General features: G+C 40.1%; 15 protein-coding genes. 5 read left to right on the forward strand and 10 right to left on the reverse strand.

Translation table 11 applies throughout. The features are described 5' to 3' along the window. The 10 genes from VB797_RS02740 to VB797_RS02785 form a co-directional block, all read right to left on the reverse strand. Positions 1–2,966 (reverse strand): DUF6519 domain-containing protein (locus tag VB797_RS02740; RefSeq protein WP_323236084.1); only part of this gene is annotated, 2,966 nt, incomplete at its 3' end. An 11-nt stretch (positions 2,967–2,977) separates the two neighbouring features. Next, on the reverse strand, positions 2,978–6,856 hold the full coding sequence (locus VB797_RS02745; protein ID WP_323236085.1) for a phage tail protein: 3,879 nt from the start codon (positions 6,854–6,856) through the stop codon (positions 2,978–2,980). Beyond that, positions 6,853–11,835: a putative baseplate assembly protein gene (locus VB797_RS02750; RefSeq protein WP_323236086.1), complete on the reverse strand. Its 4,983-nt coding sequence runs from the start codon at positions 11,833–11,835 to the stop codon at positions 6,853–6,855. The genes VB797_RS02745 and VB797_RS02750 overlap by 4 nt, the downstream gene beginning before the upstream one ends. Before the next feature lie 70 nt (positions 11,836–11,905). Further along, entirely contained in the window at positions 11,906–14,425 is a 2,520-nt protein-coding gene (locus VB797_RS02755) for a putative baseplate assembly protein (protein ID WP_323236087.1), read from the reverse strand. Between the two features lie 39 nt (positions 14,426–14,464). Next, entirely contained in the window at positions 14,465–14,824 is a 360-nt protein-coding gene (locus tag VB797_RS02760; RefSeq protein WP_323236088.1) for a GPW/gp25 family protein, read from the reverse strand. 118 nt (positions 14,825–14,942) lie between these two features. Then, on the reverse strand, positions 14,943–15,266 hold the full coding sequence (locus VB797_RS02765) for a hypothetical protein (RefSeq protein ID WP_323236089.1): 324 nt from the start codon (positions 15,264–15,266) through the stop codon (positions 14,943–14,945). Then, entirely contained in the window at positions 15,266–16,066 is an 801-nt protein-coding gene (locus VB797_RS02770) for a phage baseplate assembly protein V (protein ID WP_323236090.1), read from the reverse strand. Before VB797_RS02770 ends, VB797_RS02765 begins: the two co-directional genes overlap by 1 nt. Then, entirely contained in the window at positions 16,063–17,199 is a 1,137-nt protein-coding gene (locus VB797_RS02775; protein ID WP_323236091.1) for a hypothetical protein, read from the reverse strand. Before VB797_RS02775 ends, VB797_RS02770 begins: the two co-directional genes overlap by 4 nt. Positions 17,200–17,210: 11 nt before the next feature. After that, positions 17,211–17,501, reverse strand: coding sequence for a hypothetical protein (locus tag VB797_RS02780; RefSeq protein WP_323236092.1), 291 nt, complete (start codon positions 17,499–17,501; stop codon positions 17,211–17,213). Between the two features lie 57 nt (positions 17,502–17,558). Then, complete coding sequence (locus VB797_RS02785; protein ID WP_323236093.1) at positions 17,559–18,224, reverse strand: hypothetical protein; 666 nt, start codon at positions 18,222–18,224, stop codon at positions 17,559–17,561. A gap of 513 nt (positions 18,225–18,737) precedes the next feature. Here VB797_RS02785 and VB797_RS02790 point away from each other — a divergent pair. The 5 genes from VB797_RS02790 to VB797_RS02810 form a co-directional block, all read left to right on the forward strand. Continuing rightward, positions 18,738–19,148, forward strand: coding sequence for a hypothetical protein (locus tag VB797_RS02790; RefSeq protein ID WP_323236095.1), 411 nt, complete (start codon positions 18,738–18,740; stop codon positions 19,146–19,148). Positions 19,149–19,737: 589 nt separating this feature from the next. Further along, a complete protein-coding gene (locus VB797_RS02795) occupies positions 19,738–21,300 on the forward strand; it encodes a phage tail sheath family protein (RefSeq protein ID WP_323236096.1) in 1,563 nt (520 codons plus the stop codon). 10 nt (positions 21,301–21,310) lie between these two features. Then, the gene (locus VB797_RS02800; protein ID WP_323236097.1) at positions 21,311–21,856 is read left to right on the forward strand and encodes a phage tail protein; all 546 of its coding nucleotides are present in this window, start codon (positions 21,311–21,313) and stop codon (positions 21,854–21,856) included. An 81-nt stretch (positions 21,857–21,937) separates the two neighbouring features. Next, positions 21,938–22,675, forward strand: a complete 738-nt coding sequence (locus tag VB797_RS02805; protein WP_323236098.1) for a phage baseplate protein — start codon at positions 21,938–21,940, stop codon at positions 22,673–22,675. After that, the coding region (locus VB797_RS02810) for a hypothetical protein (RefSeq protein ID WP_323236099.1) at positions 22,672–23,126 on the forward strand (455 nt) is incomplete at its 3' end. The genes VB797_RS02805 and VB797_RS02810, both read left to right, overlap by 4 nt.

Consider the following 23,126-nt stretch of genomic DNA (forward strand, 5'->3'; position numbering starts at 1 on the left):
TTTTCTGGTGCGGCTTTACTATTTATATAAGAGGAACCAATTATAGTACTTCCGGCTACTTCTAAAAGGGTATTTCCACTTGGCTCTTGTGGAGTTCCAATGCTAACTTTACCCGATGTAGTCGCTAAGAATGCACTGTTGCTTACCTGAAGTTGACCATCGGATACCTGAGTCAATTTTCCAATTGCTAAACCACCTTTTGAAATCGCAACGGGGTTATATAATGCAATTCCGGGATAAGCCGAATCTGGATTTACTCTTAGCCAATCTTTGGCATTTGTTTCTATAATTCCCAGTAAGTCGGCGCTTTTAATTCGAGAGCCTGTTATATTTATATCTGTAGCGTAAACCTCGCCATCTATATAAGCGTCACCCTTAGTATAAAGTTGAGCATCTTTAGCTTGTTGATTATCTTCAGGTGTACCACCAATATTGACTTTACCTTCAACCAAAAGACCATTTTCTTGTGCGGTTTTACTATTTATATAAGAGGAACCAATTATAGTACTTCCGGCTACTTCTAAAAGGGTATTATCGCGTTTTTGCTGTGGAGTTCCAATGCTAACTTTACCGGATGTTACTGCGAGAAAAGCATTTTTATTTACTTTAAGTTCACCTTCGGATATTTTTATTAATTCTCCAATTGCTAAACCACTTGAAATCGCAACGGGGTTATATAATGCAATTCCGGGATAATCTGAGTCTGGATTAATATTTAACCAATCTTGGTTTGTAGTATCAACAATTCCCCTATTATCTGCATTTTTAAGTCTATCTCCAGTAATTTTGATATTGCCATTCACTTCTAATTTGGCTGTGGGGTCTGGATTTTGCGTTCCAATACCAACATTACCTTTAATTGCTAAAGCCGCACTTTGGTTTATCTCGTTATAACCAATCCCAACTTTTCCCCCATTATTTATTACGAGTTTTTGATGGGGTATATTTGTCCCAATACCGAAGTTTCCTTGGGAATTGACGATGATTTTGGGGTTATTTTCATAATCTGCTAGCAGCATTATCGGTTGCTGATAGCTAAATTTAGATGTGGGAATTGCCGTAAATTCAGGGGAAACCTTCAGAGATTGTTTATTTGCACCCGAATTATCGTTTTCAACTTGGGTCACAATGCTGGTAAGGGGATTACCTGCGTTTAAGGGATTAATGGTGATGGTATCCCCAACTTTTAATTTTTCTCCTGAATCAGTAGAAACTTTGATCGTACCGTTTTCGCTAGGCTCTACACTTAAAGATGTTGGTGGTGTTCCTTGCAGGTGTAATCTAGCATCTGGTTCTGCTAGCAAATGCTTGCCATTTTGTGATATTTCTGTACCTATACGGACTTTACCAGGAATAAATTTGGTACCAGTATTGTCTTGAGTGGGAATATTTTTTCCGGTGATATAAAGATTATTTTGGATTTCTAGTTTACCCGTGATGATTCCCCCTGCTTTATCTAAAGCACGAGACAGGGGTGCAAAGGTTGAACGTAAATCCTCTTCTAAGTTGAAGTTATTGCCGTCATAATATAATAATGCCAAAGGAGAGTAATGATGTTCGATTCCTGCTGGGGTTTGAGGTAAAGCACTGCCAAAATCACCAATGATATTAGTACCATTAACTTTTACTTTGCGTGTGGGAATCAGCCAGTAATCCCCGGTGCGATATACAATATCTCGATCTTGTTCGGATTCTGCGGAAAAATTAACTTCAATTCCATCTATAGAAACCGTTGCGTTTTTAGTCATTCCATCCCAAGCTGTAACTTTGGGATGATATTTCTGAGGAAAATAATTGCTGTCAATCGGTTTACCTTCAACAGTTGTAGGGTCAAAAGTAAGCTTGTCTCTAACAGCACCTTTGAGTTGCACCAAAGTACCCGGTTTACCCTGCAATACGAGCGCATCATCAGTAATTTCTACCCATTGATTTGCAGTGAAAGATTGGGAAGCATCGCGACTAGGGTTATTGAGACCGATCTGGTTTCCGACAATTTCCTTGATTGGGAAAACTGTACTACCATTATTCTTCGACCATTTAAAGCTGGCTGTTCCCAACTTCCCAGGTTGATGAATCTCTATACGATAAAGTTGATTGTCCCAATTTTGGTTGCCTTCTTTGATTTTAGCTGTCAGATATACTGGGGAATGATTAGTTTTTAGGTCTTGCTGCCATTTTTGAATTGCTAATTCCCGGTTTACTTCTTCTTTAGTTAAACCTGGGATTTTGTATAGCTTTACCTGCCATACTGTTTGAGTACGGGTAGTAGTATCATTTCCATTTAAGGCAACTTCGCGAATATTTGTATCTTCAATCGCAGTGATGTGACGCTGCCAAACATCTAGATAAGTAATATAGTATGCTTTTGGTGGTTTTTGGTCGGATTCTAATTTTATATCTGTTTGCAGTGCTTGCGGATAATCGGGTTGAGTTTTGTAGGTAATTACCCGACGCAGTTTATTAGTACTAACATTCTCTGCAAAACTTAATAAATTCTGACTTCGATCTACTGTGTTGATTTGCAGTTTCTTAATTGGTTGATTATTCTTGTCAAGAATTTCAACCCATTGCTCTGCTTCTAAAGGACGACCATCTACAATTAAACTTTTAACCGCAAATACGCTACTTGGATTATTAGTTTTTTCGACTGTAAAGGGAGTTCCAAAATCTAATTCGCAAAGTATACCATCAACGTAAAAATGACCGGGAGCGATTATTAAGTCTGTATGGTGGTCTGCATCTGCTGTAGTACTAATCTGAAAGCTATCTCTTACCCCTTCACGCACTTCACCCTTAACTGCACCGGAGACTCCAATCATATCTTGAGCAATGGACTGGTTAAAATAAGCGTGGATATCTGCTTGTTCGTTCCAGTCAGCATCTAATTGGACTCTCCCCTGCTGCATCAGCACGCTGGTATAGTGCTTTTGGGGTTTAAATGTAAACCTTGTAAAATCTCCCTTCATTACCTACTCCTTTATGTCTCGTAAAAAATGCCTACTTCTAAACCAAACCGCAAGTACTCTTTTAGACTAGCGTCTAAATTCGCCTGACGTTGCGGTTGCTTTAAATAACTAAATACTCCCATCTCCGAACCGTCTTCTGCACCAGTGCGAATTTCTACAGCACAGTTGTTACTCAATTGAGCATATGCGGGGTCGCCGTATTTACTCGAAGTAAATCTTGGTTGTATCCTTGATAGAACCAGCAGCTTATCTTGCACGTTTACCAAGCCGCGATTAAGTGACTTCCAATTTTCTAACCCATCGGATGAGTATATGATATTACCCACCTTTGTTCCGACATAAATACTGCGTTCTTCATCTTCATTTTTAATCACTAAGTCGGTTATATCCGTATCGCTTAAACCAGTATTAACTCGTTGCCATTTTCCTCCGCTATTGGCAGAATAAAAAATATTGCCACCAACTGTCCCTACTATTAAAAGTTTTTGATCGTGACTGCTTGCCGCAATGGCTGTAATATAAGGGTTGGTTAAGCCTTGATTTACCGCAGTCCAAATATTACTATCGTTATCAAAACTAAATACCCCTCCCCCTGATGTACCTACAAATGCTTGTCCGGTTGCGTCTACGGTTAAAGCTGTAATTTCCAAGTTTTCTAAACCAAAACTTATACCCAACCACCCTTCACCAGAATTGCGGGAACGAAAAACACCCCCTCCAGCGGTTCCTGCAAAGATATAGCCATTACCCGCAGCCAATGATGTAATGTAAAGATTTGTAATCCCAATATTGACAGCAGTCCATTTTTTTGAGTTTTCGGAATAGCGAAAAACACCACCTCCAACAGTTCCGGCAAAAATGTTTGTGTCATGAACGGCGAAAGCGGTAATATCTGTATTTAAAATTAAACTACTAATACTAAAGTCATTATCATCCAAATTTGGCTCGAAGGGAGTGTTAACTGAGCAGAAATTATTTGAATCAATTTGAGTTACAATTCTCTTCTGTCCGGCTGCGGTAATGATGTCGCCAATGCTCAATTCTTCAGTAAATTTCGTTTCGTTTCCTTTAACTATTCTACCGGCACTTTCAATTTTACCCGTTCCTTTCTTAGCTGCTATCTCTTCTTTTAAATTAAAATTTATCCAGGTATTGCCATTGTCTTCACTGCGGAAAATATCACCACCAATAGTTCCAGCATAGATATAGGGATTGTCGTAAATTAAAGCTGTGATATTAAGATTTTCTAAACCTTGATTAATTGGTTCCCATTTATTTTCATTACTTTCGCGATCTATTTGATATGAAAAGACACCCTTTCCAGCAGTACCAGCAATTAATTGACCGGGGGAAGAATCATTTTCAACTATTATTAAACAAGTAATCGCAGATGGTAATTTCTTAATATCGAATTGGGCTAAAGCTCGATCCGGTTGACATAAATAACGCCGGGGAGTTCGAGAACCATCTGGGACAAAACAAAAACGCATACAGCCAATTTGTTTACGTAGGGTTTTGACTCTACCAGTAAAAATGCTATCGCTGGCTTCTAAACTGCGTACTTTAGTGCTGCCAAATACAGTAGACTGCAAGCATTCAACGGCAGTACCCGGAGCAGCGATCGCAATTAACCCCTCTACATTTATACCTTGGGGGACTTCTGCACCCCAACCATTATCAATAATGCTGTCTTCAATTAATAGTTTTGGAACCGTATCGGCTAAATGTAATGCTCCACAAATACTACGATAAATACTAATAGTTAATCGCGAATTATCTAACTGAAAATTGAAGCTATCTTGATTGGGTTGCAAACACCCATCGGTAAGAGGATATTCATCCAAACATTGCCATTGAATTAACTCCCGGAACTGAGAAAATACCAATTGTGCTTGTTTAATAGCTATTTTCAACAATATATTTAAACTTTTGCCTGGAGTTCCTTTTCCTAATAAACTGCGAATTGCATTCAAAAAATAAATCGCGATCGCAATTAACGTCCAATCATCTGATGTATCATCATCTTCTACAACTTCCCAGGTTGCAACATTTAGCCCTCCTTTTTGAGGGACTAAAGTACAGTGATTAATATTTAAACTTCTTAAGCTCCCCGGTAATACCGTCAACTTACCTTCTATTAATAAACCTTCTAAAATTAGCTCACCGGGATTATTATTTAAAGGAGTTATACCTTGTACGTATAAATCACCTTGTAAATGAGGACGATAACCATCAGCAGCCATGATTTTAAATGTTTTATCTGCCGGGATTAAAACCGTTAAATCGCCAATATAACTTTTATTATCTGTAATAGTAATAACTGTCTGCGTTTGATCAAATGCTTCCTTTAAAGCAACTCCCAAATTTAGCCATTTATCTCCCGTACCATGACTAACCACCCGCAAATTAGGTAAACCTAACTGGGGTTGATGAGCAATAAATAGAATTAAAGTCTCTCCAGGAAAAGCGCTCACATCTAGCTGACAATCGTTTTCCAAACAAATGCTATCGCCGTTTTTATCCGTAACCGTTCCCGCTTTAACAGTTATGATCCCATCATCAAAAGAAACTCCTGCAACCAGCAATCCCTCATTATCTTTTACCTCTGCGCTCTCCGCGTCTCTGCGGTTTTTTAATCCGTAATCTTCTGCGAAAACAACAATTTCCCCAAGTACAACACCCCTACCTTGCTCTAAATACCTCCAGGCTTCCACAGAACGATTCCAATTATCAATTGTCGTACTTAAAGACTGATCTTGTGAATCCCTTGTAGAAACATCCGCTTCTACTGATAAATTTCTTTCATAGGAACCACCACCGATATCTCCACTAAAACCGTAAAAATAACTAACTTCAACTTTACAGGGTAATTGCGATGGGGGAAAAGCTAATCTTCCCGATTCTGGATCTACTGCTACTTTTTTGTTAGAGGTATTTTCCCAATTTACCGAAGTCCAATTATTGCTATTCTCTTCTTTCAATCGAGCAATTAAAATTTTTTCTGGGGGAATTGATTCTATTTTTTCGTCGATAAAAATTTCCAAAACCGGATTAGCACCAAAATAACCAATATTGCTGGGTTTTATTCCTTGTGATAAATTATTTATCTCCTTCTCCAAAGGAAGACGACGCAACAATGAGGGAACATTTATCTCCTCAGCCAAATGCAAAATATCTGTTTCAGTTTGCGGTTGGTTAAATAAAGGAAATTGCTCCAAACCAAGAGGACTAAAAGTATAATATTGCCCATCGGGTTCAGATTCAGAACCTTTCACCATCTTAGCTGTAGCTTTCTCAATCGGATAACTCTGCAATCGCCAAATATATAAACCGATATTAGCTATATTGTGAAATCCCCTACCCTCAACCGCATTACCAATATTTACACTATATGAAACCTGCTGTTCAAAAGGAGTACCGAGAAATTCCGGTTCCCCCGACTGACGCAAATTTACCGTTGTAATTTCGGGACGTATATGATTTATATTCTGAGTTGTAGCCAGACGCTGAAAAAATTCTACCGCTCTTGCTCGCCAATCGGTAATATCTCGCGTTAACTGTTCCAATACAGGTGCAGTACCTTTACGTCGTCGATAAGCGATAGTATTAGCTATATAAGCCCGTCGCTGCTGCTGACCGTAATTAATACTACTTTGAGCATACAGTTCCTCGACATCTAAAAGGTCGCCAATATAAGGTACCACCCACTCATCGCAAGTTTCAATAAACCAGTTTTCATAGAGATGATCGATATCCTCCTCCAAAACTTGCAGTTCGCGAGCGGCGATCGCCAATAGTGCCTTTAACGGTTCACCCTGAGCTTGGTCTCGGATTCGGTAAATTGCTGGCAGTAAGTTATACAAGCGTTCTTCGGGGGGATACTGATTCATGTGACTGGGATGGTGGTTAATTTAATATCTTGTGGATTCAGTAATAATAACTGGGCTGCTTGGGGCTGGTTGTTCTCTTCATCCCATCGGGCTAAATCTGCAACTAAGGACTGTTGTAAGCCTTTGCTACTACCCAATTTATACAAAGCATCTAAATCCACAGCCACCACTCCCTCGACCTGTTGAATGGTAGCAATTATTTCCGCAGCTGTGACATCCTGACCAAAACTGCGATTAACAAAGGTAAATTTTGCCTTTAAAGATGCAGTCACATTCTCAATTAATAATTCTTCCTGATAGCGGGGATCGAATTGTAACTTGGCTTCAAGATTAAAAAATTGCAGTCCGTAGGAATCCACCTCTACTAATTGCATGGGGTCGCGGTTATTGTCAATTGCTGCCACTAATTGTTTATAAAGGTTTGTATTCTCATCCACCGGAGAACCATCCGCAGCAGCTACAGTAATATGTACTAGCTGGCTTTGCCCATTCCACAGAGGAACGGCTTGCGCTTTACCAATACCAGCAAAGGCACGGGTAAAGTCTTCAAAGTCTTGTAGGGAGACAATTCTATCGAGGGTACGTACTTTCGATGGTGCTTTTTCTCTGGCACTATCTCGGCTTTCCGGAGGTGCAGCACCAGTAGCAGCAAGGGGATTTGTCACCTCTACAATACCCAAAGGTCTATCTTTAATTTGGGTAAGGCTCTCGGCAGCAACTTGCCCTTCTAAACCGATACCGCTACGATAGATAGCAGTAATATTTTCTTCCCCCGTGGGTAAACGAGCGCCATTTTCCCCGTCTCCAAAGGTAACTACCGGGGTACCATCATCAGTCAGACGAATAATATAGCCTTGGAGTTGAGTATCTTGCTGATATAAAGTATCAACTTGTTCCCACAGTACATTATTGACTCTCACTTCTAAGGTACTTTTAGCACCCGTAGCTGTAGGGGCAGATACGTAAGTTAGCGGCGGCTGTTTGAGAACAAAACTTTGATTAGCAATGGTACCATCACCACTACCCATGACTTCAATTACGCTTTCACCGTGGGTAGCCATAACTACGTTACCGTAAATCGTCACGGTTTCCGGGTCGTAAGCGTATTTTAATGGTTTATTTAAGGTGATAACGGGATGAAGCTGGTCTGTGGGTGGATTTTTAATCGTACAAACTTCGCTGACTATGCCATCTTCATCAGTTGCAGGCTGTAAGGAAAGTTTCTCGTTAATAGGAATTATAATATTACCAACAAAATTATTGATATCACGGACATACCACTTGTTATATTGTTCTTCTTGTACTGGTGGTGATATCACCCATAATAAATCACCTTTTTGTAAAGGAGTAGTATAAAAATTATTCTCAGAAATTAAAATTCCATTACCACCAGCAATCATTTTATCGGAATTGGGAAAAATGGCGATCGCTCTGACATTAGTATTAGTTAAACCATCGTTAATTGCAGCCCAAAGTTCGCCATTATTAAGGGAACGAAACACTCCCTGACTACCAGTACCGGCAAATATTTGATTACTATAATTAACAGCTAAGGTACGGATTTCTAAATCATCAAGATTAGTATTAACTTGCTTCCATCTTTTACCATTATTCTCGGAACGAAAGATACCGCTACCAGCAGTTCCAGCAAACAAAAGATTTTCTTCCCCAGATTGAACAATCAACAGCGAAGTGATATTGAGATTAGTTAACCCCGTATTAATTGTAAAAGCAGTTCTTTCCGGCAAATCGGCACGAAAAGCGGTATTAATAATCAAAGTCTGGGTACTTTCATCAATATCTAAAATAGTTCGAGTTTGTCCCCCAGCATTGATAATATCCCCTTCCCGCAGTTGGTCTAAATCTAGTCCGACACCTTGAACTATAATATCATCGCTAGAAATCGTTCCCGTTCCCCTTTCAATATTAGTTAACTGCTCCCAACTATTACCCCCATTAACGGAATGGAAAACACCTTTTTGAAATGTTCCAGCAAATAAATCTCCACTATCTTGGTTAACTTTGAGAGCTTGGATATCTACATTAGTCAAACCCGTAGAAGTCCAATCACCGTTATTTCTAGAAACGAAAACCCCCCCATCAACAGTTCCAGCAAAAATTGAATGAATTACAGTTTCACCTTTACTTTCTTGATAGCTTACCAAGGCTTGTACATTTAAATGTGTTAATCCCTCATTAACTGCTTGCCAATTATTCTCAGAATATTTAAAAATTCCACTGGGAGTACCTGCAAAAATCGCTTTTTTTTGATTACTTTGAGGATGAATCAAAAGTGCTTGTATATTAGTATCTTCCAAAGCTTCATTTTTTAAAGGTTCCCAAGTATTATCGCCATTTCGTAAGCTAAACACCCCTTGATTCGTACCAATATATTGTGTAAATTCCCCATCAATAACTAATGCTTGAACGCTGGTATTTGTTAAACCTTGATTATTACGTTCCCATTTACTTTCATCTGAATTCCAGACAAAAAAGCCTCCGACATCAGCTATAACTCGGATATGCTTACCGCTGACAATTAAAGTTTTATTTGACTGTAAATTTGGGATAAATTTGGTTAAATAAATTTTATTTTGATTAATCGGATCGAGAAATATGTTCTCCTGCTGCATCTTCACCGTTAAAAGTTCCGGTGCTAGAGTTAAGGATTCGCTTTGCACCAACACTTGAGTATTGCGTCTGCGGAAACCGCTTAAGTCAACAGATTTACTGGGAGAAATTCGCGTAACCTCGGATGTTAGATTAAATTTGCTCTGAGAAGCAGTAGATAACTTATTTACTTGAACAGCTTGAAATAAGTTTTCATCTAGTAGAACAATCCAGCTATCTTGTAAAATTTTCGGATAAAGGGCATCTAAATCAGTTTTTGGTTCCGTAACTTCAAAACCAGCCCAATTTGACTCTTGAAAACCGGAAAATAAACTACCAGCGAATAATTTATGATTATTATTATGGTTTTTAACTGCTAGGGAAGTAATATTTTTTGTGGTTAAACCTTCACCTTTAACCTCCTGCCAACTTACACCATTATTTATAGAAGAAAATATACCTTGATTAGTGCCAGCAAATAAATATTCATCATAAGTAGCTAGACTATAAACTACTGTATTTGGAGGTAAATCATTATTAACTATTGTCCAGCTATCTCCTGGATTCTGAGAACTGTATACACCGAGATTAGTTCCCGCAAACAAACAGTTATTCCCCACCCTTTGATAAATAGTTAGGGAATAAACAACAGTATTTGCATTTAACTCACCATTATTAACAGTTATCCAATTATTGCCTTCATCTTGGGAACGATAAACACCGTTATCAGTGCCAGCAAATATATAGCTATCATCAGTAGCAAAAGCACGAATTACTCTATCAGATAATCCATCAGATAAACCTTGTGGTATCCAATTTTTCCCTATATCCTGAGAGCGATAAACACCATTATCAGTTCCAGCAAATATATAATTTCTTTCCCGGTTAGGAGTAGTAAAAGACGTACCGGAAGCTAAAACTGGAACAAAGGCACTATCTACTCGTAAAGAAACATGGGAATTGATATCAACTATGGTTTTGCTTTGATTCCCTACCGTGATAGTATCGCCCTTGTTAAATTCTCTAGTAAATTCTGTACCATCACCCCTGACGATATTACCTTCACTTTCAATTGTCCCGGTACCCCGATTTGTCTCAATGGTGTAAGTTAATAGCGATCGCACAACCGTATTGGGAATAGCCGTATTTACAGATTGCCAATTATTCTCTCCTCGACTTTCTACCCGAACAGTCCCAGTATGAATAGGCACCCAATTATCACCGTTATCCTTAGAGCAAAAAACACCACCCCCAGGAGTACCGGCGAATATATATCCTTTTTCCGGTTCAATATAAAGGGTTTGAATATTTAAATTAGTCAAACCAGCATTAACCACTTCCCAGTTTTCACCATCATCTTGCAAGCGAAATATTCCCCTATCTGGAGTACCGACAAACAAGTATTTATTAAAAGGATTTGCAGCAAGGCAGAGAATATCTGTATTTGGTAAACCTTTATTTTTAGGAGTCCAATTACTGCCGTTATCATCGCTACAAAATACCCCCCCAACTACCGTACCACCTTCAGCTTTTTTAATTTCATCAGGCATCTCTTCCCATTTAGGAGCATTTTTCCCAAACAGCGATGCAGAATTGCGGAAAGCGAAAATTTGGGGATTGCGAAGCCTACTATTGATGTTGTCCGGTAATTGTTTTTCCCAAGTAATTAAGGTGTAGTTATTATCCGCCAATATTTCTACAGCAGTAAGATTGAGTAAATAAGTTTCAATATTTTGTTCTTGATTATCAATTAATAAAACCCAATCTCCCGGTTGGAGTTGAGTACTAGTTCCTTCTAAATAAATTTGATTAATATTTTCCGAAATTATCTGCGGTTTAATTAACCTTGGCTTGATCGCATTCCAATCAAGAACCGCCAAAATTTCCGCACTGGTTTCAAAAGTTTGGGGTACTTCATCATCTTTAACGGGAATACTCATCACCGGAGTTCCTTGGTGAACAACAGCTTGGGTAACACTATCAGGAGCATCATCCACAGTAAATGCAAGATAAGTGCTAGCAGCCACACCGGGACCGATCTCGTAACCAATAGTCCGGGCTAACTCCAGTACTGAAAACCGTTCGGTAGCAGTACGTAAATAACCTTCATTAGCAATCCGCTCTTGATAAAACGTCAGCACATCAGCAACTACAGCCCAAGCATCCAAAAGTGCGATCGCTGGATCTTCATTGGAACGGGTAGTTAATTTTGCTAAAGGTCTGGGTGATAATATATCACCTGGAACCAGTTGACCCGATAACTGCGATCGCAAACGCTGCCGAAAAGAATTATAGTCACCAATACGGTAAACTATAGCTGGCAATCCAGGTCTATTGTAAATAGGTTTTGGTGATTCTGAATTGGGCATAGGTGATGGGGCATTGGGTATTAACTAACTCTTAACTCCTAACTCCTAACTCTTAACTCCTAACTCTAATTCACAATCCTCCTTCCAGATTGAATACAATCCGACCATATTCGGGAGCGTTGGGGTTATTATCAACACGAGCTATTTCTAAGCTGCCAAAGTTTATTTGACCGTTTTCCAGTTCCCCATTAGGGAGTTCTCCCCAGCGTTGAAATTTGGTTAATTCTACAGAACGTATCCCCGTTATTTGCATCGCAGTTGTAACAATTTGGCTGAGATATACTGGTTGACCAAAGGTAAACCGATCGGGATGAAAGAAACCTAACTGACCGTTTGATAAAACAGAGCCGCTAAAAATTTCTAAGAGGGCTGTTTTGACACTACTACGGAAATAATCGGGTAATAAATGCACTGTCATCGCCATATCTAGAGAAACAAACCGGGGACCTTCAATTTCTATATCGTGTCCGGCAAGACGAAAACTTTCCAAGAAATTACGTAAATCATCCTTGAATGCTTCATCCTCATTTACTGGTAATCCTTGTTCTCGGTCTACGGTTATAAAAATTGTATACCAACTTCCCGTCCAGCGTCGGTTAGCTATTGCTTTCTTAACACCAGTGTAAAGTTGTGCAACGTTAGCGTAATCAGATTCAGTGACGGCGCGTTGTTGGGTGCGAAATGCTTGGGGTGCATCTAGTCGGACTTTTTCAATCGCTTCTGGCTCCGTACCACCTGAAGCTGGTAAGGGATTGTAAACTTTGGTGATACCATCAACATCAGTAATTACATGAGAAATGGTATTGGCACCGACGTTACCTAATTTACCATTCCCAATTCGGTAAATTGCCTGAAAGTTTTTTCCAGGTGTTGGTCGCTTTCCTAACTTATTGTCACCAAATCGCAGGTAGGTTCCCCCATCGTCTTCCGTTTCCACGACAAATTCCCGCGAAAATCGGTCGCTATTAAGTAAATCTTGCTGGGGAAACCAAGGAATTTCTCGTTTTCCTCGCTCCCATATTGAAATACTTGGTCGCACGTTACGCATTTCCCAACTGTTTACTGATGTTGCAGAAGCTTGGGAGTCAAACGTTAGCCATAAATCGTTACTATCGCGCAGGTATCCTTGTTGGGTAAGAGGTCCGAACTGTAATCGGGGACGATAGCGACCCTGTTGAGCAACAGTACCCAAATCGCCAATATCCTCTGCATCATCTCCGATTGTGCGACCGTGGTCAACTAAGACGACATTGCCACGAACTACGCTAATATTTTCAATTTGTGACCCTTTACTATCTAGATTAGAAATCCATAAATCCATTGGTAAAGCATCTTCCTGATGCCATTCTACCGACAGCAAACTTTCTCCAGACAAGGGGTCTATAGTTTGTGTTACCTTAGTTAACCGCACCGCATGACGGTGAGTTGGATCGATATCAATGCGATCGCCATTTTCAGGATTCTTGGCTTCTTCAAAAATTACCACTCTTCCAGGAGTGAGTTGTTCGTGAAGATGTGGCTTATCGCTGCAAGCAAAAGTTGCTTTAGTTGTCCCTTTAACTAATCGGTATTGTTCGTCATCCCAAGTATAAAAATAAATCAGGCTACATTCAGCGTATAGAGTAATATCGTGGAGTGATTCAAAGATTTGCGGTTGTTGATTCAATAATTCTTTGTATTTATCAGCTTTAATCCGCACGTTAACATCATTTTTTTCGCCTGGGATTTTAGCTAAATTGATTTTTGTTAAAAAGCGGGTTCCGGGTTTATATTCTTGACGATTCACGCTATTGACGGCACCGGGCAAAATACATCCATCAGCCTTAGACTCAGGTTTTACATCTAGCACTACCCAAGCACGAGCATTACAACCATCATGCATGAAATAGTCCAGCATTCGGGTATGACGACGCACAGAAACCCGTTTACGGGCTGTGCCTAAATATGCTTCGGTAGCTACTGCATCTTGGTAATAGCTGAGATGGTCTGCCCCGTAAGCCAGAATTTCTACTAGCATAATACCAATATCCGCAGGATTGCGCTCTTGCCAATCTGGTACGGTAACTGCCAAGCGATCGAGCATTAAACGGCGAAAGCTAGCGTAATCCTTAGCAAGATAATCTATAAAGGGTGGAGGTGGTTCTTTGGATTTTGGCGCTTCCGGGGTTTTACAGTCAAACTCGCTTCTATCCTCAACCCAGAAGGAAAAATCCACTTGAGAAAGTTGCGGGTCAAAACCTGTGGGAGGATTGGAATTACCATCTAAACTAACCAGGCTGAAAGTATAGGTAGAAAAATCACCATTACCACTCACCCTGACATTTAAAAGATTATCAAACGAAGTTACAGATTCAACAACAATATTACGAACCCTTACCCCTCCACTAATTAAAATATTTTCTGCCGTTAAAGCATTGGAATCCAAAGGTACCGAATCTTGAGGAGCGATACCTGGAAGGTTATGTAAAAAATATACAGATAGTGTTTTCCTGTCTGCGGAAACCTCTAAATAATCAATCCCGTTTAATATAGTGTCGCTAAGAACTTTAGCCCGTCGGCGTTGGTTTTTACTGAGATATTGAGTACTCATAACAGTTCTTAGTTTTTAATACTACTTTTTTAATACTTCTTAAATTTCACGTAAAAATTCATCCAATCGCCGTTCTAGGGTGCGCTTAACTATATATTGAATAGTCACAGTTAATTGTGAATCGTCATTTTCCACCTCTACCGCTTCCAATTCAATTAAATCTCCCAACCATTGTTCTAGCGCCCCTTGCACCAAAAACTGAGTTGCAGCAGCCAATTCACCACCATTAGGAGCAAAAATCAACTGTTGTAAACCAGTTCCAAAATCTGGACGATTCACCCTTTCCCCAGTCCAAGTAAACAGCACCTGCTCAATCATTTGCCGGATATGTTGGTCATAATCTGGGGACGCTACCCGTCCGCGATTGTCAATAGAAAATGGATAATTAATCTGCTGCATGGCAAAAGTTAGGAGTTAGGAGTTAGGAGTTAGGAGTTATGAGTTAGGAGATAGGAGTTAGGAGTTATGAGTTATGAGTTATGAGTTATGAGTTAGGAGTTATGAGTTAATGCTTAATTCACATTCCCTTAACTCGTGGCTGAGTAAAAACCACAGTAGCAGGAGTTCCAGTCGGTACGCAAATAGACTGACTATCCTGCAACAATACAGGCATCCCCATTACCTTTACTCGCAAAGAAGCAACAATCCAATTGCAAATTATACAAGGACCCACATTTGCTGGTGGGGGTGGATTGGCACAGCCTGCAACTACATAGGGCGGTCCCAAGGTGGTAACAGGTTGTCCCATCACCTTAACGCGAGGGTTGGGTACGGTTGGTTTTGCCTGTCCTCCGTGGGCGCATATCACGACGGAACCGACGTTTAATAGAAAACCTGGCATTAAATCACCTCTAAAGCACCATTGTTAACATTGACGCTGACGGGGGAAAGTTTAATACTAGCTGCACCCATGCTCATTTCTATTCCCGAAGCAGCAAGTTTTGTAGTTGCGGGAGTGTTGCTAAGTTCAATCGCTGAAGGTGCGATTTTTACTTTAGCCGGATTATTGGCTAATTCAATTCCCGATGTAGTTAATTTGATGGTAGAAGGATTATCAATTAAATCGATGCTATTAGATGTCAGCTTGATTTCGACGGAATTTTCTTTAAGTTGAATATTATCTTTAGCAATAGTAATAGTGGAGTTATCCCGATTATTTAATTCAATAATATCTGCGGTTAACTTCGCTACCGTCTCGTCTTTATTATTAATTTCAATTCCATCGGCATTAAAAACCATTGTCAGCTTGCGTTCCACTACGGGTTTATCAACTTCAATGGTCAAGCCTTTGTTTTTGCCCAAATTACTAATTGTAATAGTTACTCCATCGGTCTTGAATACCTGCACTTTATCGGGTTCATCTACTTTGGCATTTTTTGGTAATTCATTCTCGTTCCAGAAACAACCAGACCAAATCGGATAATCGGGGTCTCCTCCTTCAAATTCGACCCAAATATTTGTCCCTACTGGTGGAACGCTAAACCAGCCGATATCCTTTCCTGCATAAGGCGTACAGGGCATAGCCCAACTATTGCGACCTTCTCCCAGTACTGCCGGAACCTCTATCTGAACCCGTCCTAAATTCAAGGGGTCTTTGCTACTGGTGATTTTGCCGCGATATTTGCCCCAAAACTCTCTCATACGCTCACCCTCTGGACTGTTGTTTCTGTTCCCTCGCGGGTAACAGTAAAACTTTGCTTGTATTCACCTTTGCTGATTTTATGAGTTACGCTTTTGACATAATACAAACCGTCATAGCTGTAACCCGCACCCCGCAAACCTACTTTCTCCCTAATTTCCAAGAGTTCTCCATATCGAATGCTATCTAGCTCTCCAGTAACGGTGACAACATCATCTACTGAGCGGTCAATCATTGCTTGAGCGCGTGAATTAGCTTGAAGTGAACTGCGGCCAGTTTCCCGAAACTGAGTCACCCTCACCTTAGTTTGGGATTTTAAAGCCGATTTGCTCGTTAAAGAAGGGCGATCGCTAGTTTTATCCTGCACTTTTTGAATGCGGTTATTTTTCCGGTCTTGGATTTTCCCGGCAACGGTAGTAGCAGCAAGGGCGTTATTTTGAAAATTCAGGGAATCAACATTAGTAAAAGACCCCATATTAACGGTAAGCGCCCTTTGTATTCTCGTTCCCTGACGTGGTGGTCCCCAGTAAGCGGTATTCTTACCAGAAACAGGTCCCGGTTCTACATAGAAAACAAAAGCAAAGCGTTCTGCTAATTGTTTGATGTATCCCAGGTCTGTACCTTGCTGTACGGGTATTCTTTCATTTTTATTCGGACGATCTTTCAAAGACGGTTTGATAATTTGAGGAATCATGCCGTATTTGGAGTACTTAGAAATCAGCATTCTGGAAATAGTTGCTTCATCTTGCTGGGGATGTTCCGTAGATTCTTCGTCTAAATCCATCATCACGCTGATATCTTCACCAGTAACAGTTAGTTTTGAACCGCGAGGTTCATTACTCGCTGCAAGCTGCTGATTAGTAATAATCCCATCTAAGAGAATTTTCGGTTTGGCATTAAATGACACAATTAGAATTACCCTATTAAACGGTTTTAGTAAAGTATTCCGTAGTAATTTGTAATCTTTTTGGTCTTTAGCACCGGAGCGTCCCACCGCAAAAACAATCTGAAATCCAGAGCGCTCTCTATCGTTGTGAGTAACTTCCACACTATCAATAGCCTCCATGAGTTCCCTGGAAGCAGGCTGAGGATTATTAGAACCGATTTTCAGCGTCAGATTAATCCCTTTTGGCATAATAACTTTCCTTAAACCAGGGGAATTGGAACTCGCAGCATCTTACCAGGTTCTGCAATTAGCTCGTCGGGATTCATCGCATTGTTAGCATCGCAAATCTGCCAAAACTGTTCTGAATCGCCTAAAGTTGCAAAGGTAATCAAATCTAGTCTGTCCTCGTCTTTAACAATCACCTCTTCTGCAATTGGCATATCTTGACCCTGGGGTAAAAAGCGACGGCGCTTATAGGCAACTCTACGCCCATCAGAAGTGGTTAATTGGGCAGTTTCTAAGTTGTAATAGCGGCTTCTGGGTTCAAACATGATAGTTGGTAATTGGGCATGGGAAGATATTTAAGCAACTAACTCCTAACTTTTAAACTATCGGAAGCGACTATTAACATTTACTCCTGTAATTTTCGAGGGATTGCTAACGCTGCTTCGTTTTGCCATGCGTTCTTTTGATTTGTGATGTGCCATAAATAATCTAGATGCACGCTGATCCCAAGGCAGGTCATTATAGTTAAGGACGCGCAAACCAAGGGAAACTTTGGCACGGATGGGATTAAGGTTAGTATCGTAAGCTTCTTCGGTAATGCTGAAATCTGTAATTCGCACGGGTAGCAAACGCTTTTCACCCCACACAAGCAAAGTCATTGGTGCTTCCATCGGTACAATTTCCAACGTTCCCTTATCAGCTAGCTGCATATTTTTTCTCACCTGGTCGCTAGTTGGATAAATCAGGGTTTCAAGTGCCGATAATTGTGGATATATGCCCAAACTAACGGCGGGTTCCTGACCTTTTTCTAGCTCGTCGGTGGCATCAATTTCTACATCCACCTTGAAAGTTTCTACTGGTGCGCCTTCCAATCGTAAGGCTTCCATACGTTCGCCACTTTCATTACTCGCTGCCTGCACTTGCAAAGTGCGACTTAAAGATTCAGGGTTGTATTGAAAGGGGATTGTGCTTGATACGGTAGTTCCAGATGAATCTAGAACGACGATCGCACCTTTAATCAGTCGCGGATACGGTGGATAGGCAGTCATTTGAACTGATACTCTTTATACTTGTATGAATAAGTGATTTTTCTCAGCATTTTTGCGACTTAACCAATTTGTTTGGTGTATAAAATTGCGATAAATCTGATATATTGCTTGCTTTTTGATACAGCTACAGCTAACTTCTTAACCTAATAATAATTGTTGCCTACACGCATTAATTTAGCTATTACGTGCTGATTTTTCTACTTTTTTAAAGTTTTATCCAGATTTGTAATCATAGTTAATATATATACTTATGTAATAGATATATCATAAATACTGAATTAAACGAGTACATTAAATAGAGGACAAATAAAAAAATATTGATTTATGTCTAAGGAGGTATATTCTAGATTTTGGATTGACTATTGTTACCCGAACTGGAAAAATTACCGAGAGGGTATTTATACTCTTAATTGCTAAAAATGATACAAATTATTACTAAAAAATGATTTCGGTACACTGAAGTTATCATTTGCCAGTAAATTCGTGAGTATGGGCGATTTAAAAGAGAAAAAAATGAAGCTCATCCAATATCAAGCTAATGTCCTTTGGGATAACGTCACGAGTATTGACACCATTCAAACTTATAAACAAGCCCTAACTAAAACCTGGAACTTATTAAAAGAAACAGCCATGTTACTTTTGATGTTGTTTCTGTTAGTGGTAGTGTTTGTGGTTTGGGTATGGCATATCGGGTTTAGTGTTGGTTGGAAATTTCGTCGATGGATGGAATCGCCAAACCAAGGGCCAGAAAAATTAGTTCTTATTACTATCAAATCCCTGAGCAATTCCTTCGCAAAAGCTTTCATCTGGGTGAAAGACTTGGTTGAAAAGAAATTGGGATTGGAATTGCCTGCATCTAACTTTAAATTACTCAACCCAGATTCTAGAGAAGAAAAAATTGGTAGTGAAAAAGAAAGCAGTTGATGATAAATTTAATTAAAACTATTCATCCTCCTAACTACCAAACCCTAACTTCTTATCTGTTGTAATTTCGGCTTTTTCGTCTATTGAATCTTAGTCTGGTGTTGAAGGCTGTTGAAAACCATAAGCCAGAAACCCAACAACAAAAGCAACAATAAACGGAATCACTACCAACCAAGCAAAAAGATTTCCTAACAGCATATAGATAGTTTTACTTCAAACTTACAACTTTGATTATCGATACTAAACCTAGTATTTATAATGCTGACAAATTCAAATTGAGTAAATTTAGATGTCTTCTTGGTGCTATTTCACATACATATAGTAATAAGCTGTTACGCATTTAATTTGTATAATACTAGCGAGCAAGATGCATGTCCTTACGGACACGCTGCGCTACCGCACTACAATATTTTCAGGTTTTCCTGTTATACAATTTAGCTGCACATCAGCTTAGTAGCTCTAAGAGAGTTTAGTGTAAAAGTTTTCCTCAAGTTGACTGATTACTTTTGGATTACAGAAACATCAAGATTTATTAACAGTTATTAAACCAAATCACCTCATTTTTTTGAGTCAAGTAGAGGAATAAATTATGCCTACCGCTCCCACCTATCCTGGTGTTTACATAGAAGAAATTCCTAGTGGTGTACGTACTATTGTTGGGGTTGCGACCTCAATTACTGCCTTTATTGGACAAGCACTCAAAGGTCCGACAAATAACCCGATTAGAATTCAAAGTTTTGCCGATTTTGAGCGTCAATTTGGGGGCTTGTGGATTAAAAGTACCATGAGCTATGCCGTACAGCAATATTTTTTGAATGGTGGTGCGGACGCGATTATTATCCGTGTTGTTGCTAATGATGCAACAAATGCCACTGCAACTGTAGGTGGACTGGAGTTAGAAGCTGCTAGTCAAGGGGATTGGATGAACAATCTGCAAGCGGTTGTAGATTACGAGACTAGACCTGTAAGACCCAATGAAGAACCACTGTTCAATCTCAAAATTCAACAGCTTCTTGACAATGATGGTGAAACTTTCGCTCAACCATTAGTACTCGAAGAGTTTCGCAATATTTCCGCAGATCCCGATTCCCCCAGGTTTGTGACTACAGTTTTGGAGGAGGAATCTACGCTGATTCGTGTCAGAACTAATCCTACAGACCGTCCAGGAGAAGAGGGTGGTAGTTTTTCTGGCGGTGCTAATGGTGGTTTGCCTACCTACAATGACTATACGGGAACACAAAGCAATCCCAACGAGCCAAACAGCGAATCTTCTACGGGTATCTATGCTTTAGATGCAGCCGACCTATTTAATATTTTATGCATACCACCATTGACCAGAGATGGAGACTCCGTTGATCCCGCAGTGACTCTGTTTCCGGCAGTTCAATACTGCAAAAAGCGACGAGCTATGTTGATTGTCGATCCCCCAGCAGATTGGAAAACAATTGGTGCTGCGAAAGCGGGTGTAGATGCCTTACGTTCGGCTTTAGGTAATGCTTTTATTACTAATGCGGCTGCGTATTTTCCCAGACTTAAAATGCCCGATCCGTTAAAAGAAAATCGCGTCCAGGAATTTGTACCTTGTGGAGTTATCGCTGGTATATTTGCCCGCACAGATGCCCAAAGAGGTATATGGAAAGCTCCTGCGGGAATCGAAGCGTCTGTTTCTGGTGTCCGTCAACTTGCTTATAAAATGACCGATGGCGAAAATGGTATTTTAAATCCATTGGGTTTAAATTGTATCCGCAGCTTCCCCGTGTATGGCAATGTGGTTTGGGGAGCCAGAACTTTAGCAGGTGCAGACCAACTTGCTTCGGAGTGGAAATATGTGCCTGTGCGTCGTTTGGCATTATTTATGGAAGAAAGTCTGTATCGCGGCACTCAGTGGGTAGTATTTGAACCTAACGATGAACCCTTGTGGGCGCAAATTCGCTTGAATATTGGCGCTTTTATGAATAATCTATTTCGTCAGGGAGCATTTCAAGGTAGCAGTCCCAAGGATGCTTATTTTGTTAAATGCGACAAAGATACTACTACTCAGAATGATATAGATCGGGGCATTGTCAATATTATCGTCGGCTATGCACCCCTCAAACCTGCGGAATTTGTAATCATCAAATTCCAACAAATCGCTGGTAAAATTGCAACTTAAGGAGTAAAAAATGGCACAATTTAGCGTCAATGCCAATCGCTATGACCCCTACAAAAACTTCAAATTCCGGGTCAAGTGGGATGGTAAATATGTGGCTGGAATTAGCAAAGTGGGAATGCTCAAGCGAACCACTGAGGTAGTAGAACATCGAGAAGGAGGAGATCCAAGTACGGTACGCAAGTCTCCCGGACAATCAAAGTACGAACCCATTACCTTAGAAAGGGGAGTCACTCACGACTCGGATTTTGAAAAGTGGGCAAATAAAGTATGGAGTTTTAATAACGCTCAAGCTGCCGCAGATTCACGGACTCAGGAAGTATCCTTAGCTGACTTCCGCAAAGACATTATTATTGATGTTTTTAACGAAGCCGGTCAAAAAGTGATTTCCTATAACGTTTTCCGCTGTTGGGTTTCTGAATATCAGGCAATACCCGAACTTGATGCTAGCGCTAATGCAGTAGCAATTCAGTCAGTGACCTTGCAAAATGAAGGCTGGGTAAGGGATGAAGCTGTAGTTGAGCCAGGTGAGCCAAGTTACGAAGAGCCTGCGGCTTAGGTACCTCACCCCAACCCTCTCCTTATTAAGGAGAGGGGGAAAAAGTAGAGGTTTAAACTACTAACTTTTAACTTTTACTGTATGCGTTCTCTGTCAGCCCATCAGATTTTACAAATTTGGGAAATCGGACAAAATCAGCACCCTTTGGATCGAGCGTTGACTCTGCTGGCTTTTGGTTGTCCAGAAATCTCTCAGGAGCAGTTAGCATTTTTAAGTATTGGACAGCGGGATGCTTATCTACTAACCCTGAGAGAAATTACCTTTGGACAAAAAATGAACGGCTTGGCTGAATGTCCAAATTGTGGCGATCGCCTAGAATTCGACCTCAATGTTTCAGATATCCGTGTTGCTGAAATCTTGTCACCCAAAGTTGAAATGTATAATTTGCTCTCGGAAGGGGTAGAGTTGCAATTTCGCTTACCAAATAGCCAAGATTTAGCTGCCATTGTTGGGTATAAGGATGTTAAAACTGCCAATTCTTTGTTAATACAACGCTGTATTCTCCAAGCTAGTAAAAGCGGTGATTCCGTTGCTTATGATGACTTGTCTGCAACGGTTGTCAATCAACTTGTACAGCAAATGGCTCAATGCGATCCTCAAGCAGAAATACTATTAAACCTAAATTGTCCAGCTTGCGAACACTCCTGGCAACTTCTATTTGATATTGTTTCATTTTTCTGGACAGAACTTACAGCTAGAGCAAAACGATTGTTACAAGAAGTACATACTCTGGCGCGGTTCTACGGTTGGCGAGAAGCTGATATATTGTCCATGACTGGTGTCAGAAGACAAATGTATTTGGACTTGATAGGCTCATGAGTGACTTTATCACTACGATGACTGCACGCGCTATGGGGAGAATACCCACTGTAGAACCGTTAAGGCATTCAATGTACTTAACTTTACCTAGGATACTTAGTGATTATACAGAAGATACATTATCGGAACCCCAGCCATCAGCATTTATCGATGACGAGCCAAATTTGAATTTTAAGCCTCTGGTAACTCCCAAGGGATTGTCAGCAGCGATGCCAAAATGGGATAAGAATTCCGATTTAGAGTTGGAGTCATTTCCACTTTTGGAGGTAGAGCCACATCTTGATGCGGGAAACCTCCGAGATAGTATAGTTATACCGGATAATAGAATTAATACAGAAACAGAAATTACTTTTACTAATGCTATCGAGGAAAAACAAGATAGTAAATTACAGCCTGCAACCGAAATATCGCAGTATCCGATAGTACCGCAAGTCAATCAGTTAGAAGTATT

The sequence above is a fragment of the Rivularia sp. UHCC 0363 genome (assembly GCF_034931125.1).
In the GTDB taxonomy this organism is placed as follows: Bacteria; Cyanobacteriota; Cyanobacteriia; order Cyanobacteriales; family Nostocaceae; genus Rivularia.

Coding starts and splice junctions, on each gene's coding strand:
- VB797_RS02745 (WP_323236085.1), bottom strand. CDS start 6,856: ATGAATCAGTATCCCCCCGAAGAACGCTTGTATAACTTACTGCCAGCA.
- VB797_RS02750 (WP_323236086.1), bottom strand. CDS start 11,835: ATGCCCAATTCAGAATCACCAAAACCTATTTACAATAGACCTGGATTG.
- VB797_RS02755 (WP_323236087.1), bottom strand. CDS start 14,425: ATGAGTACTCAATATCTCAGTAAAAACCAACGCCGACGGGCTAAAGTT.
- VB797_RS02760 (WP_323236088.1), bottom strand. CDS start 14,824: ATGCAGCAGATTAATTATCCATTTTCTATTGACAATCGCGGACGGGTA.
- VB797_RS02765 (WP_323236089.1), bottom strand. CDS start 15,266: ATGCCAGGTTTTCTATTAAACGTCGGTTCCGTCGTGATATGCGCCCAC.
- VB797_RS02770 (WP_323236090.1), bottom strand. CDS start 16,066: ATGAGAGAGTTTTGGGGCAAATATCGCGGCAAAATCACCAGTAGCAAA.
- VB797_RS02775 (WP_323236091.1), bottom strand. CDS start 17,199: ATGCCAAAAGGGATTAATCTGACGCTGAAAATCGGTTCTAATAATCCT.
- VB797_RS02780 (WP_323236092.1), bottom strand. CDS start 17,501: ATGTTTGAACCCAGAAGCCGCTATTACAACTTAGAAACTGCCCAATTA.
- VB797_RS02785 (WP_323236093.1), bottom strand. CDS start 18,224: ATGACTGCCTATCCACCGTATCCGCGACTGATTAAAGGTGCGATCGTC.
- VB797_RS02790 (WP_323236095.1), top strand. CDS start 18,738: ATGAAGCTCATCCAATATCAAGCTAATGTCCTTTGGGATAACGTCACG.
- VB797_RS02795 (WP_323236096.1), top strand. CDS start 19,738: ATGCCTACCGCTCCCACCTATCCTGGTGTTTACATAGAAGAAATTCCT.
- VB797_RS02800 (WP_323236097.1), top strand. CDS start 21,311: ATGGCACAATTTAGCGTCAATGCCAATCGCTATGACCCCTACAAAAAC.
- VB797_RS02805 (WP_323236098.1), top strand. CDS start 21,938: ATGCGTTCTCTGTCAGCCCATCAGATTTTACAAATTTGGGAAATCGGA.